Source organism: Myxococcus sp. XM-1-1-1, from assembly GCF_020037095.1.
GTDB classification, from domain to species: Bacteria; Myxococcota; Myxococcia; order Myxococcales; family Myxococcaceae; genus Myxococcus; species Myxococcus fulvus.
This window is the reverse complement of the sequence record NZ_JAIQDH010000008.1, coordinates 145,410-159,062: the sequence shown is the minus strand read 5'-3', so window position 1 is coordinate 159,062 and position 13,653 is coordinate 145,410. Positions and strand designations below refer to the sequence as shown.

The 13,653-nt window shown below is 67.7% G+C and carries 13 protein-coding genes; 8 read left to right on the top strand and 5 right to left on the bottom strand.

Features of this window, described 5'->3' with window-relative positions; translation table 11 throughout:
- Positions 1 to 33 precede the first annotated feature (33 nt).
- From K8640_RS17920 to K8640_RS17905, 4 genes are all read left to right on the top strand, one after another.
- Positions 34 to 609 (top strand): prepilin-type N-terminal cleavage/methylation domain-containing protein, encoded by a 576-nt coding sequence (locus K8640_RS17920; RefSeq protein WP_223748289.1) that lies wholly within the window; start codon positions 34 to 36, stop codon positions 607 to 609.
- A gap of 91 nt (positions 610 to 700) precedes the next feature.
- The gene (locus tag K8640_RS17915) at positions 701 to 1,621 is read left to right on the top strand and encodes a M48 family metallopeptidase (RefSeq protein WP_223748130.1); all 921 of its coding nucleotides are present in this window, start codon (positions 701 to 703) and stop codon (positions 1,619 to 1,621) included.
- Complete coding sequence (locus tag K8640_RS17910) at positions 1,602 to 2,582, top strand: ABC transporter ATP-binding protein (protein WP_223748129.1); 981 nt, start codon at positions 1,602 to 1,604, stop codon at positions 2,580 to 2,582. The genes K8640_RS17915 and K8640_RS17910 overlap by 20 nt, the downstream gene beginning before the upstream one ends.
- Positions 2,579 to 3,346 carry an ABC transporter permease gene (locus K8640_RS17905; RefSeq protein WP_223748128.1) on the top strand — a complete coding sequence of 256 codons (768 nt, stop codon included), beginning with the start codon at positions 2,579 to 2,581 and terminating at the stop codon, positions 3,344 to 3,346. The genes K8640_RS17910 and K8640_RS17905 overlap by 4 nt, the downstream gene beginning before the upstream one ends.
- A gap of 45 nt (positions 3,347 to 3,391) precedes the next feature.
- On the opposite strand, the gene K8640_RS17900 is transcribed toward K8640_RS17905, so the two are convergent.
- Together K8640_RS17900 and K8640_RS17895 are read right to left on the bottom strand one after the other, a co-directional pair.
- Entirely contained in the window at positions 3,392 to 5,152 is a 1,761-nt protein-coding gene (locus tag K8640_RS17900) for a tetratricopeptide repeat protein (RefSeq protein ID WP_223748127.1), read from the bottom strand.
- Positions 5,153 to 5,233: 81 nt separating this feature from the next.
- Positions 5,234 to 6,970: a glycosyltransferase family 39 protein gene (locus K8640_RS17895; protein WP_223748126.1), complete on the bottom strand. Its 1,737-nt coding sequence runs from the start codon at positions 6,968 to 6,970 to the stop codon at positions 5,234 to 5,236.
- Positions 6,971 to 7,093: 123 nt separating this feature from the next.
- Between K8640_RS17895 and rffA the strand changes: the two genes are divergently transcribed.
- The 4 genes from rffA to K8640_RS17875 are packed head-to-tail and all read left to right on the top strand — an operon-like array spanning position 7,094 to position 10,888.
- The gene (gene rffA, locus K8640_RS17890; protein ID WP_223748125.1) at positions 7,094 to 8,245 is read left to right on the top strand and encodes a dTDP-4-amino-4,6-dideoxygalactose transaminase; all 1,152 of its coding nucleotides are present in this window, start codon (positions 7,094 to 7,096) and stop codon (positions 8,243 to 8,245) included.
- Positions 8,242 to 9,240 carry a glycosyltransferase family 2 protein gene (locus tag K8640_RS17885; protein ID WP_223748124.1) on the top strand — a complete coding sequence of 333 codons (999 nt, stop codon included), beginning with the start codon at positions 8,242 to 8,244 and terminating at the stop codon, positions 9,238 to 9,240. Before rffA ends, K8640_RS17885 begins: the two co-directional genes overlap by 4 nt.
- Positions 9,237 to 10,034 carry a phytanoyl-CoA dioxygenase family protein gene (locus K8640_RS17880; RefSeq protein ID WP_223748123.1) on the top strand — a complete coding sequence of 266 codons (798 nt, stop codon included), beginning with the start codon at positions 9,237 to 9,239 and terminating at the stop codon, positions 10,032 to 10,034. The genes K8640_RS17885 and K8640_RS17880 overlap by 4 nt, the downstream gene beginning before the upstream one ends.
- A complete protein-coding gene (locus tag K8640_RS17875; RefSeq protein ID WP_223748122.1) occupies positions 10,034 to 10,888 on the top strand; it encodes a class I SAM-dependent methyltransferase in 855 nt (284 codons plus the stop codon). Before K8640_RS17880 ends, K8640_RS17875 begins: the two co-directional genes overlap by 1 nt.
- Before the next feature lie 47 nt (positions 10,889 to 10,935).
- Here the strand turns inward: K8640_RS17875 and K8640_RS17870 are convergent, their stop codons facing one another.
- From K8640_RS17870 to K8640_RS17860, 3 genes are read right to left on the bottom strand one after another with little or no spacing between them, the layout of a single operon-like run.
- The gene (locus K8640_RS17870; protein WP_223748121.1) at positions 10,936 to 11,643 is read right to left on the bottom strand and encodes a WbqC family protein; all 708 of its coding nucleotides are present in this window, start codon (positions 11,641 to 11,643) and stop codon (positions 10,936 to 10,938) included.
- Positions 11,640 to 12,203 carry a GNAT family N-acetyltransferase gene (locus K8640_RS17865; RefSeq protein WP_223748120.1) on the bottom strand — a complete coding sequence of 188 codons (564 nt, stop codon included), beginning with the start codon at positions 12,201 to 12,203 and terminating at the stop codon, positions 11,640 to 11,642. The genes K8640_RS17870 and K8640_RS17865 overlap by 4 nt, the downstream gene beginning before the upstream one ends.
- Positions 12,204 to 12,216: 13 nt before the next feature.
- On the bottom strand, positions 12,217 to 13,653 hold the full coding sequence (locus K8640_RS17860) for a sigma-54 dependent transcriptional regulator (protein ID WP_223748119.1): 1,437 nt from the start codon (positions 13,651 to 13,653) through the stop codon (positions 12,217 to 12,219).

The window sequence follows — 13,653 nt, the reverse complement described above, 5'->3', positions numbered from 1 at the left end:
CTGCGGAGCACTCCCGACATGCTGAACCGTCTCCTGAAGAAGAAGGGTGGCTTCACCCTCATCGAGCTGATGATCGTCGTCGCCATCATCGGCATCCTGGCCGCCATCGCCATCCCGAACTTCATCCGCTTCCAGGCCAAGTCCAAGCAGTCCGAGGCGAAGACCAACCTGAAGGCCATCTTCACGGCCCAGAAGGCGTACTTCGGCGAGAAGGACAAGTACGTCACCGACTTCAAGGTCGTCGGCTTCGACCCCGAGCCCGGCAACCGCTTCAGCTACGGCATCACCGGCACGTGCAACGTCGCCCAGGCCGTGAACGTGCGTACGTACGGCGCCGGCTGCATCGGCCAGGACTCCGCCCGCTTCGCGAAGACCCCGACGGCCTCCGCGCCCCTGACCGCTGGCGTGACCCCGGCCGTCACCGACTGCCCCAACTGCGAGTTCAACGCGACGGCCATCGGCAACGTGGACAATGACCCGGCCGGCGACACGTGGGGCATCACGTCCTTCGCGTCCTCCCCCACCACGCTCACCAACACCTGCGGCGTGGACACCACCTCCATCGGTGGTGGCGAGCCGGGCAACGCCTACAACGACGTGAGCTGCTAATACCCCCAGGGACTCGCCTCAAGCGGGCCATCCTGTGGTACCAGCGGGGCGCCCAGGCGACTGGGTGCCCCGCCTTCGTTTCCAAGGACCGATGCGCAAGCTGCCTTCCATGCTCCTGGCCGCTGGGTTGTTGTTGGTGGTGCCGCTGGCGGCCCGGCCCTCCCCTCCGCTCTACCTGGGTGATCGCCCGCTGCTACCGCGAGCCGGCTTCCTCAAGGTGTTGTTCAAGGCGCAGCTCGCGCTCGTCTCGGACTACTTCTGGATTCTCACCATCAACAGGGTGGGCGCCGCCACGAACCCGGCCGAGTACCGCGAAATCTACTACTACGCGGACCTCACCACTGACCTCGACCCTCGCTTCTCGAAGGTCTACACGTTCGCGGGCATCACCATCCCCATCCATCTGGGCCGCGAACAGTACGAGAACGTCCAGGAGTCCACGGCCATCCTGCGCAAGGGCATCGCCAACACGCCCGAGGACAAGCGCATCCACTTCCAGCTTGCCTACAACCTCATGTTCTTCGAGCGCCGCTACAAGGAGGCGGCGGCCATCATCGAGGAGCTGGCGAAAGCCCCGGGCGCGCCCGACTGGTACTCCGCCCTGGCGACGCGCTTGTATGCCCAGGCGGGAGACTTCGACACCAGCCTGAGCCTTGCGATGATGCTTCGCGACGGCGCCGAAGACGCTCAGACGCGCGAGTACTACGCGCGTCGGGTCAGCGAGATCCTCCAGGAGCGGATGCTCCAGCATCTGGATGAGGCCATCGAGCGCTACAAGGCCCGCGAAGGACGCCTGCCCGACACGCTCACGGCGCTCGTCCCCGCTGGAGACCTGGACAAGCTGCCCGCCGACCCGTTGGGCGGTGAGTTCTTCATCGGCGAGGATGGACGGAGCTATTCCTCCGCCGCCAAGTTCCGGCTCGAGCTCATCAAGAACCTGAAGACCGAAGAGGGTGAGCGCATCGTCCCCAAGCCCCGCGTCGTAGAGAGCCATGACGACCCCCAGCCCTGACGCTCCTCCCATCCAGACCCAAGGCCTCTCCAAGACGTACAAGGTCGGCTTCTGGTTCAACCGCACGGTCCGCGCGCTCCAAGGTCTCGACCTCGAGGTCGGCCCCGGGCAGATCTACGGCCTGCTCGGCCCCAATGGCGCCGGCAAGTCCACCACCATCAAGATATTGATGAACCTGGTGCGCCCCAGCGGAGGCACCGCGCTGCTGTACGGCCAGCCGGTGGACCAGGCGGCGACCCGGCGGCTGGTGGGCTTCCTCCCGGAGAACCCCGCGCCGTACGAGTACCTCACCGGCCGCGAGTTCGTGACGCTCGCCGGACAGTTGTGCGGCATGAGCGGCCACGAGCTCGACCTGCGCGTGAAGGAGGTCCTGGGCGCGGTGGACATGAGCCACGCGGAGAAGCTGCAGATCCGCCGCTACTCGAAGGGCATGGTGCAGCGCGTGGCGCTCGCCCAGGCGCTGGTGGCCAGGCCCCGGATGCTCATCCTCGACGAGCCGACGAGCGGCCTGGACCCCGTGGGCCGCAGGCAGATGAGAGACCTCATCCTCGCCGAGCGGGACAGGGGAACCACGGTGCTCTTCTGCAGCCACATCATCCCGGACGTGGAGGCACTCTGCGACAGGCTGGCCGTGCTGGTGGGCGGCCGCCGCGTGCGCGAGGGCAGCGTGCAGCAGTTGCTCTCCGCGCAGGTCCCCTCCGTGGAGGTGGTGGTGGAGGGGCTGAAGATGGAGCAGGTGAAGAACCTGGGCGTGGCGCTTGAATCCACGCAAGCCCTGGATGGGCGCGTGCTGCTTCAGGTCGCCGATTCTGACAGCCAGCGGCTGCTGGGGCAGGTGCTCGCGGCGGGCGGACGGGTCAACAGCCTCCAGGCGGCGAAGTTCTCCCTGGAGCAGCTCTTCATGGATGCCCTGAAGGATTCAGGGCGGGCGACGAGCGTCGGCGGGGAGATCAACACATGAGCGCGTTCGGCGCGATGGTCTGGAACGGGTTTCGCGAGGCGCGCCGCAACCGCGTCACGGTGGTGGTGGGCGCCTTCGCGGCGGTGGTGCTGCTGTCGTCCACGCTGGTGACGGAGGTGACGGTCGCCACGTTCGACCGTGTGCTCACCGACTTCGGCCTGGGGATGATGAGCCTCATCCTCGTCTTCCTCACCATCTTCCTGTCGAGCGGCCTCTTGAGTCGCGAAATCGAGCGGCGCACCATCTTCCTCGTGGTGAGCAAGCCCGTGTCGCGCTCGCAGTTCCTGCTGGCTCGGCTGGCCGGCAACATGCTGACGCTCGCCGTGCTGATGGTGGCGATGATGCTCATCTTCTTGAGTCAGCTGGCGCTCTTCCAGGTCAGCATCAACGCCACCCAGGCCCTCGCGGTGGTGGGACTCTGGTTCGAACTGCTCGTGCTCACCAGCGCGGGCATCCTCTTCTCCAGCTTCGCGGGCCCGGCCGTGTCGGCCATCGCCACCACGGGCATCTACTTCGCCGGCCACCTGGCCAATGACCTGTTCGACATCGCGCGCAGGCTGGACGATGGCCCGGTGAAGACGGTGGCCACGGTGCTCTACTACCTGCTGCCCAACCTGGAGCGGATGAACTTCCGCCCCCAGGCGACGTACGCGCTGCCGGTGGACGCACCCACGTTCTTCTCGGGCATCGGCTACGGCCTGGGCTGGGCTGCGCTGTTCACCGCCGCCGCCATCTTCATCTTCGAGCGGCGCGACTTCCGCTGAAGCGCCTGTCGCACCGAGGCCCTGACCTCCAGGGCCTCGCGCGCATCATGGCGCGGCGCCCGCGGCCAATCGCGCCTGCCGCAGTCCCTCCCGCGCGGGCGCCGAGTCGGGCCGCAAGCGCAGCGCCTCCTCGAGCGGGGCCACGGCCTCCCCCGCGCGCCCCAGCTGCAGCAGGGTGCGCCCCAACTCCAGGTGCGAGTCGGCGCGCCGGGGAGAAAGCCGCAGCGCCGCCCGAAAGCGCTCCACCGCCTCCGCCTGGCGCCCCGCCTTGCGCAGGGCGAGTCCCAGGTTGTGGAGGACGACGGGCTCGCGAGGGCGCATCGCATGAACCCGTTCGAGCTGAGGGATGGCCAGGTCCATGCGTCCCAGCAGGGCATACGCCACGGCCAGGTCGCTCTGCGGCTGGTAGAGGTGGGGCATCGCCTCGGCCGCAATCTGGAGCGGCGCAACCGCCTCCTCCACCCGACGTGCCTTGAGATAGGACGCGCCCAGGTAGGCGTGGATGCTCGGCTCCTCCGGCGTCTTCGTGAGAGTGTCCTCCCACAACGCGATGTCATCGCGCCAGGCGGGAACCCGAGCCAGCGTCAACGCGGCGAAGACCACCAATACACCACCCGCCACGAGCCCCACCGCGCGAGCCTGGGCGGCCCAGCGCTCGAGCATCCACTTCACCCCCGCCGCCATCAGCAGACAAAAGCCCACCGAGGGCAGGTAGAGGAAGCGCTCCGCGTAGGCCTCCACGCCACGCAGTTGCATGAGGAAGATGGGCAACAGCGGCGTCAGCAGCCAGATGCCTCCAGCGAACACGGCCGGGGACGTGCGCCAGGAGCTCCACAGCGCTCCCGCCAGGAGCAGCAGCAGGAGGCTCCCCAGCACCACCTCCGAGACCAAGGGCTCAACCCGTGAGGGAATCGTCACCACGAGCGGATGAGGCCAGAAGAGCTTGCCGCACAGCTTCCCCACCAACGCCAGCAGGTGGACCGGATACAGCCCCGCGTTCCCTTCGCCGCCCTGGAGAGGTACGGAGAGACCGACGGCATTCAGGCGGAGGGCCGCGTACCCCAAGGCCCCCACGCCGGGCGGCGCGTATCGACGCACCCAGCCCGTGAGCCCCTGCGGGGAAACGACGCCCCCCACCGCCCTGTCGGTGGCCCACAACACGGCAGGGAACACCACCGCCACTTCCTTGAAGAGCAGGCCCACACCCCACAGGAGTCCCGCGCCCACTCCCCGCCCCCAGGACGAAGGCCCGCTCGCCACGAGTCGAACCCCGAGGAGCACCAGGAGTGTCGCGGCCACGTCCATGCATCCGCTCAGCCACGCCACCGACTCGGTGTGCACGGGGTGCACAGCGAACAGGAGCGCACCCGCCAGCGCGCCCCACTCCGCCGAGGGCGAGGCTCCGGCCTCCTCCACCTTCAGACAGGCGCGCAACAGCCAGAAGACCAGCGCGCAGACCGCCGCGTGCAGCAGCAGCAACACCAGGTGGAAGCCCCAGGCCTCGAGCCCGAAGACAGCGCGCTGTGCGAAGAAGAGCACGTGCGCGAGCGGCCGGAAGTAGCTCGCTGCGGGGCCATGTGCCGAGACGGGAACCGGCCCATCCTCGCTGGGAAACAACGGACGCTGGAACGCGTTCGCAAGCTCGCTCCAGGAGCGCAGCCAGGGATTCTCTACCACCAACTGCACGTCGTCGTAGACGAACCCGTTGAACAACGTTCCGGCATGGACGAGCGCCGCCGTCACGGCGACGAGCAGCACCTGCGTTCGAGGCGTGAGGCGAAGCGGTCGGAAATCAGCAGGGGCCATCGGCATTTCAAGCACGCATCCTACCTGTTTCCACGGAGGGCCATCCCGAGCGTGCTCGAGCCCCTGGCTGCCGTCCAACCGTCAGGACTCCGGAAGCGCCACGAGCTCCAACTGCCCGTCCTTCGTGCGCGACAGCCGGAAGAAGCGCCGGTCGGGAAGAAGCGCCCTCAACCGCGATTCCTCGCCTGGCGCGTCGAGCAACACCAGGACGGAGTCACTCAAATCAGGCCGCGGCCTGCGCCAACTGAAGACGAACGAGCCTTGAACCCGAAACCGGGGGATGGCGTTCCATGCATTGCTGTAGGACGGCGCGAGCACCACCGCATCGGTGATGTCGGGCGAATCCACCACGCCGTAGACGTACTCGTGAATCTCCGCCTGGCGCCGCAACGCCAGACCGTTCCAGACGGTGAAGGTCCCCAGCGCGAGGACGAGGAACATGGACAGCGCCCCCACCACCGCCTCCGTCGGAAGCCCCCGCCCTCGAAGGGACTCCAGCAGTCGCAGCAGCCCCGTGGTGGCCAGGAGCGACAGGGGGACAATCGACTCGGAGTAGTGGATGGGCCCCACCAGGTGCAGGCCATGGTCGTCGTGGATGAGCGCCAGCAGCAAGCTGACGACGACGCCCCACCCCAACAGCCGGGTGAACCTGTCCGCGCCGAAACCCACCGCAACGAGGAGCAGCCCCAACGGCCCCAGGAACCACAGCGCAAGCATCACCAGGTTGTAGCTGAAGTTCGCGCCGAACCGCTCCCCGAGCTGGGAGAGACTGAGGGCGCCCTTGAAGTGCGCCAGGTACGGATGGACGACTTCGTTGTTCGCCGCGAGCCTGGGAGGAAGCAGCCCCCCGGTCACCACCAGGGCATGCCCGAACGTCGCGAGCAGAGGCAGGGCCAATCCCAGCGCCACCCCCGACAGCGTCCGAGCGAGTTCACCTCGCTTCGCGCTGGCCACCAACTCGGCGACCGCCAGGGGCAGCACGAGGGCGCAGACCTCGAAGGGCCGCGTCATCCCCGCAACCCCCAACGCAAGCCCCGTCCAGAACCATGCGCCGAGCGTGCGACGCTCGGTGGCCACCACGAAAGCCCAGAGCGCGATGGCAAGCATTCCGCGCGACAGGACATGTGCGTGGGTCGTGAAGGACAACAGCCCCATCATTGGCGACGCGACGAGCAAGGCTCCCGCCAGCAGCCCACCCGTGGCGCCGTGGCGCCGGGCTCCCACCGCGATGACACCGAGCAGGGTGAGCGCGGCCGCCACCGCGAAGATTGCATCTCCCAGGCCACTCAGTTCCGCCACGGCCCAGGCCAGTTGCACGCCGAGCCAGTCGAGTCCCGCCCACCGCCCATCATGCGCATAGAGAAAGAGGTCCGGGAACGCGATGTAGGGTGTGGGCCGAGGCATCGTACTCACGCCCGCGGCGAGCACCTGCCCGCCGAACCGCGCGGCCCACTCGTCGTCCGTGAAGGGAAACCCTCGGAGGAAGTACGCGTGTCCCACGCGCGCGAGCCCGGCAAAGAGGCACGCCAGCAGCGCGGTCCCCAGCCTGCGCTCGCGAGAGGTCAACCGTGTCACTCGCACACCCAGCGCCTGGATCTCCCGGACCAGCCAGGGGGCCAACGCCACGCCCAGCAGGCATGCCCCAGGCGTCAGCAACAGCAACGTGCCGAGCCAGACGTAGGCCTCCGCCGAGCTCGCGTTCGTCCAGGGGGGATGAAAGGTGATGCGCAAGCCCGGGGCCGTCTGGCTGAGGCCGAAAAAGCAGGCATACAGGGTGGCTCCGCACACCAGCAAGCCGACCCGTTGTCGCAGGTTCATGCGACCCCGAGCCTAGCAGCCTGTTCAGCGGACACGCGAGGCAAAGCAAGGACTCACGACGAACATTGACGCCCCTGGACTGGATTCTCCATGCTCCACGGCATCCCCTCAGCCAGGTGCTCCGTGATCGCCTTCACCCGCCACTGCCCCGCGCCCACCGAGAGCCGCTACGTGAGCGAGTCCCTCGGCTCGGGTCACACCGAGGGGGACGGTCCGTTCACGCGTCGGGCCGTCCAGTTGTTGAGTGAGCTCACGGGTGGGAGTCATGTACTGCTGACCCCATCGGGCACCCACGCGCTCGAACTTGCGGCGCTCGCGCTCGGGGTGGGGCCCGAGGACGAGGTCGTCATGCCTTCTTACACGTTCTCCTCTACCGCGAACGCGTTCGCGCTTCGGGGCGCACGTTTGCGCTGGGCGGACGTCGACCCGCGAACCTTCTCCATGGAGGCCGAGCAGCTCGAGGCCGCCTGGACGCCCGACACCACCGTCGTGGTGACGATGCCCTACGGCGGCGTGTGCAGGGACATCGACCGCATCTCACGGATGTGCGCTGCGCGCGGCGTACGCCTGGTGGAGGATGCCGCGCACGCCCTGTTCGCCAACGTGGAGGGCCGTCCGCTGGGCAGCTTCGGCCTGCTCTCGGCGCTCTCGTTCCATCGCAGCAAGAACATCTCGTGCGGCGAGGGTGGTGCGCTGCTCGTCCGCGACCCGGCCCTGGCCGTGCAGGCGGAAATCCTGCGCGAGAAGGGGACGGACCGCTCCCGCTTCCTGCGAGGAGAGGTGGACAAGTACACGTGGCAGGGCGCGGGGAGCAGTTGGCTGCTGTCGGACATCCTGGCTGCCGTGCTCACCGCGCAGCTCGAACACGCCCAGGAGTCCCAACGCCACCGGATGGCCTTGTGGCGACGGTACGCCGAAGTCCTTGAGCCCGAGGGCGCGCGACTCGGCCTGACGTTCCAGCACCCCCCTCCCGGCACCGAGCACCCCGCGCACCTGTTCGCCACCCGCCTTCCAGCCCACGTGGACCGCGCGCGCCTGCTGCAGCGGATGGCCAACGAGCAGGTCCGCGTCGCATCCCACTACGAGCCGCTGCATCTGTCGCCCTACCAGGCGCGGATGCGCCAGGGCGCCGCGCCCGTCGTACTCCCCGAAACGGAGTCGCTCGCTCCTCGACTGCTTCGTCTGCCCCTGCATGGAGGCATGTCGCTGGAGGATGCGGACCACGCGGCACGCGCGCTGGTGCGCTGCCTCGAGGCGGAGGCACCGAAGCGGTGACCGCCTCCTCCCCGGAGCGGACCGAGACCTCCTCCAACGCCATGCTCTATTCGTTCGTCGTCCCCATCTACAACGACGGGGAGCTCGCCGCCGATTTCGCGGCGGAGTTCGAACGGGTCTTCCGCCAACGGCTGGGATGCACCGACATCCAGGGGCGCGCCGAGCTGCTCTTCGTCGACGACGGCAGTCGCAACGACTCCGTCCGGCTCCTGGTGGAGCAGGTGGTGCCGCGCTTCCCGTTCGTTCGCGTCATCGAGCTCAGCCGCAACTTCGGCCAGCACGTCGCGCTGAGCTGTGGCTACCAACATGCCCGCGGTCGCTTCGTGGGCATGCTCAACGTGGACCAGGAAGACCCACCCGACCAGATTCCCCTGCTACTGGACACCTTGGAGAAAGGTGAAGCCGACATCGTCCATGGCCAGTACCAGCAAAGACATGTGACGTGGCTCAACAAGGTGACCTCGCGCGGCTTCAACGCCGTGCTCAACTGGCTCACCGGCTACGCCGTCCCCCAGGACAGCGCGACCTTGCGCATCATGAACCGGCGCTTCCTGGACGCGTACAACGCGTTGACGGAAAAGAGCCGCTATATCCCGGGGTTGGAGTTCTGGCTCGGCTTCCGACACGCCTACGTCCCCATCCGACACCAGCAGCGCACCCGGGGCCGCTCCAGCTACAATTTCCGGCGACGGCTGCGCATGGCGACGGAGACCATCATCTCCTTTTCCGATTTGCCCCTGAAGATGGCGTCCGCCCTGGGCATGGGCGTGGCCCTGCTGGGCCTGCTGATGGCGCTCTACCTGGTCATCAGCAAGCTGTTCTTCGTGGACTACCAGGCTGGCTATACGTCCACCATCGCCATCGTCGTGTTCCTCGGCGGCATCCAGATCTTCGTGGTGGGGCTGGCCAGCCTCTACATCGGCCGCGTCCTGCGCGAGGTCCAGGGGCGCCCGCTCTACGTCATTCGACAAACCCATGGGAAGTCACGCGAATGAACTCGGCACCGGTCCTCAAGAACCCGTCCCCCGACGAGGTCCGTGAACACATCTCCCGCGAGGGCTATGTCGTCATCGAGGGTGTCATGCCTCCGGACTTCGTCGCCCGCGCGCGCACGGAGCTCGCCGAGGCGATTCGCAAGGAAGAGGCCTGGCACGAAGGCCGCGCGTACCGCGACCAGAACATGGTCCTGCTGTGTGCGCTGTATGGTGGAGCCTTCTGGCAGCTCTTCGACCAGGACCAGGTCATGGCCCCCTTCGAGGCGGTCATGGGACCGGGCTGCATCGTCTACGCCTATACCTCCTCCTCCATGCCACCCGGGATGGGCAACTACTCGACGCGCATCCACGTGGACTGCCCCCGGCTCATCCCTGGATACGTGACGAACATGGGCGCGACCCTCTTGGTGGACGACTTCACCCGGGACAACGGCGCCACCTGGTTCCTGCCGGGCTCGCATACCCTCGCCGAGCCGCCGGACGAGGCCGCCTTCAAAGCCCAGGCGAAGAGGCTCATCGCCCCCGCGGGCAGCGGCTTCTTCTTCAACGCGCGTCTGTGGCACGCGGGCGGACACAATGCGTCCCAGCAGTGGCGACACGCGCTGACCCTCAACATGTGCCGCCCTTACATGAAGCAGCGCATCGACATCCCACGGGCCTTGGCCCATCAGGACCTGGGCGCGATGTCGTCCCGAGCACGCCAGAAGCTGGGGTTTCTCGCACAGGTTCCCGCCTCGCTCGACGAGTACTACGCCCCACCCTCGCAGCGGAAATTCCAGCAGGAGACCGAGTAGTGACCACGGCCAAGAACGACCAGGTGATTGCCGCCAACATCGAGGTGCATTCGCGCCTGGCGGCCATCTACGAGAAGACCGAGCCCCATTTCCGACCTGAGAACGTCCGGTTCGTCGAGGGGCGGCTGCGAGAGCTGGCCTCGAAGACCCAGGCGCGCAAGCTGCTGGACTTGGGCTGCGGCACGGGCTTCGTCATCCGCATCGCGCGCCAGTTCGTCCCGGAGATTCACGGCGTGGACGTCACCGCGGCGATGCTCGCGCAGGTGGACCGCTCGGGCCCCGCCGTCATCCATCTCCACCAGCACGACACGGGGACGTTTCCGGCCGAGCCGGGCACCTTCGATTTGGTGACGGCCTACTCCTTCCTGCACCATCTCTACGAAGTGGTGCCCACGCTGCGCACGGCCGCGAACGCGCTGCGTCCAGGCGGGGTCTTCTATGCGGACTTGGACCCCAACTACTACTTCTGGCAACAGATCGAATCCCTGGAGCGCAACGGTGACTATGCGCCCATCGTGCGCCGCGAAATCGAGGCCGTCGCGCACAAGGATGAGGAAATGCAGCGCACCCACGGTATCGACGCGGAGGTCTTCAGCCACGCGGAGTATGGCAAGGACTTCCTGGGGGGCTTTCGTGAGGAGGTACTACGCGAGCAGCTGCGTGAAGCAGGCTTCGCCCGGGTGGACTTCCACTACTACTGGTTCCTGGGACAGGCGACGCTCGTCAACGCTCCGGGGCAGACGCCGGAGGAGCGTCAGCGCAACGCCTCCCTGGTCGATGAGACGCTGCGAGCCGCGATGCCGCTGTCCCGGCCGCTCTACAAGTACGTCGGGTTCACCGCCACCAAGGGTTGATTGCGTGACGGGGGGCGCTCCCAACGGAGGCGCCCATCTCGACGTCCTCAGCCCCGCGCCGGAGCTGACGACTCCCGCCAGCCCCAGATGAAGCGCGGCGCCTCGGGGCCGACGTTCAGCAGGAGGTCTACGACGCTCACCTCGTGGACGAAGGGCGGGAACCCCTGCGGGTACTCCGGGTAGCCCCGGTAGTCGAAGTAGGACAGCCGGATGCCGGCTCGCTCGAAATCCGCAGGGTCCAGGTACGCGCGCGCCGCAGGACCGGAGACGTACTCCGTCGTGCCTAGCTGGCGCAGCAGGCTCATCAGCCGCTCCCCCTTGTACCCCTCCAGGCAGAGTTCACGCGAGTCCCGGAAGGTGGTGGTGATGCCCAGCTCGCCCGCGAGCATGCACACCAGCCCCTGATTCAGCTCCGACAGGTGGCTCCAGGCCCGCCCGAGCAACGCGTCCCTCAACACAGGCCCGTAACGCCCCCAGTACGGAGCGGTCCGGTAGTTCTGTCGAAGGATGTCGAAGTGACGCTCAGCCCAACGAGGGTCCGTCATCGTCACGTCGCAGATGCGCCGGTGGATATGCGCGCCGACGGGCACCGACAACCACTCCGGACCTCGCGGAGTCTTGATTCGATTGCGATGTCGCCAGTCGTTCTTGGTGAACTGGACGTCATCGTAGAAGACGAACAGGTCCACGGAATGGATGATGTCGAAGTAGCCCTTCCACGGCAGGTAGTTGGATTGCAGCACTGCGACCTTCATCGGGCCTCTCCGCGCGCCGCGAGCTGCTCTCGCGTGACGAACTCCTCCGCCAGAATCCCCATGTAGATGGCGTCCACCCTCCGCCCCTCCAAAAGGAACTCGCCGCGCAGCCGGCCTTCCTCCTGGAACCCCAGCGAGAGATAGGTGCGCCGTGCCGCCACGTTTTCGTCATGGACGGTGAGCCACACCTTGAACAGCTTCAAGGAATCGAAGGCATGCGCCAGTGCCTCGCGCACCGCGCACCGCCCCACGCCCCTACCTCGTTCGTCGGGTTCTCCGATGTAGATGGACAGACGCGCCGTCGAGAGGTGCCCGTCGAACCGGTCGAGGACGACGTTGCCCACATGGCGCTCGCCAACCAGGATGGCGAAGCCCCACACGCCGCTTCCGGGGAGTCGTGCCTGGGCAATCCATTCGAGCGTCCGCTCCAGGGAAGCCTCGGTGCGGATGCCCACACCCAGCCTTACCGCCGGGTCCTTCATCCACCGGAACATCGCGGGAGCATGGGCCGGCATTATCGGACAGAGCCGGAGGTCGGAACGACGCGTCCTCGGGGCCATGGGTTCGCCCACCTTACGCGCCCTTGCCGGAGGACGACCCGGGCTCCTCCAGCTCATCCGTGAGGCCGTGCTTCGCCAGCCGGTAGCGGAACGAACGGAACGACAGCCCGAGCAGCTCCGCGGCGCGCGTCTTCACGCCGCCCGCCTGCTTCAGGGCCGCCAACAGGTAGCGCCGCTCGCTGTCGTCCAGGTGGCGCTCCAGGTTGAAGCCCGTGCCCAGCGACGGCTCGCCCGGCTCGCCCGGGCGTGACATCGGCTCCGACTCGCCGCGCACCGCGGGCGGCAGCGTGGACGGGCCCAGCAGGTCCGAGTCCGACAGCGTCGCCGCGCGCTCCACCATGTTCTGCAGCTGGCGCACGTTGCCGGGGAACGCGTAGCGCTCCAACAGGTCCAACGTCTCCTGCGCGAAGCGCAGCGCCGGACGCCCCAGCTCCTCCGCCATCCTCGACAGGAAGTGGCCCGCGAGCAGCGAGATGTCCCCCGCGCGCTCACGCAGCGGCGGCAGCTCGAGCGTAATCACGTTGAGCCGGTAGAAGAGGTCCTCGCGGAAGCGCCCCGCCTTCACCTCCGCCTCCAGCCGCCGATTGGTCGCCGCGATGACGCGCGCCTGGAAGGGCACCTCCGCCGCGCTGCCCACCGGCTTCACCTTGCGCTCCTGCAACACACGCAGGAGCTTGACCTGCGTGGCCAGCGGCATCTCCCCCACCTCGTCCAACATCACGGTGCCCTCACCCGCGGACACCAGCAGCCCCGAGCGCTCGTGCAACGCCCCCGTGAAGGCGCCCTTCACGTGGCCGAACAGCTCGCTCTCCAGCGTGCCCTCGTTGAGCGCCGCGCAGTTGAAGGGCAGGAACGGCTGCGCCGCCCGGCTGCCTCGCATGTGGATGGCCCGCGCCACCAGCTCCTTGCCCGTGCCGCTCTCCCCCGTCACCAGCACCGTGCTGCGCCCCGGCGCCACCTTCTCCACCAGCGACCACACCGCCTGCATCCGGGCGCTCTGCCCCACCGCCATGCCCAGCCCGGGCAACAGCCGCGCGCGCAGGGTGGTGTTCTCCTGCCGCAAGAGGCGCTTCTCCAGCGCCTTCTGCACCAGGAGCCGCAGCTCGTCGTTGTCGAAGGGCTTGCAGATGTAGTCGTACGCGCCCTCGCGCATCGCCTCCACCGCGGCGGCGGGCGAACCGAAGGCGGTAATCAGCACGACCTCCGGCGGCTCCTTGCGCGCACGCGCCGTGCGCAGCACGTCCAGACCGCTGCCCGTCCCCAGCTTCATGTCGGAGATGACCAGGTCCACGCCATCCCGCGCGAGCACCTCGCACGCGGGCTTCACCCCGGGCACGCTCGTCACCACGTAACCCTCGCGGTGCAGCAGGAGCTCCAGGTACTCGCGCATGGACAGCTCGTCATCCACGACGAGGACATGGCCCCGGAAGGCGCCCTCTTGGGCCTGCAT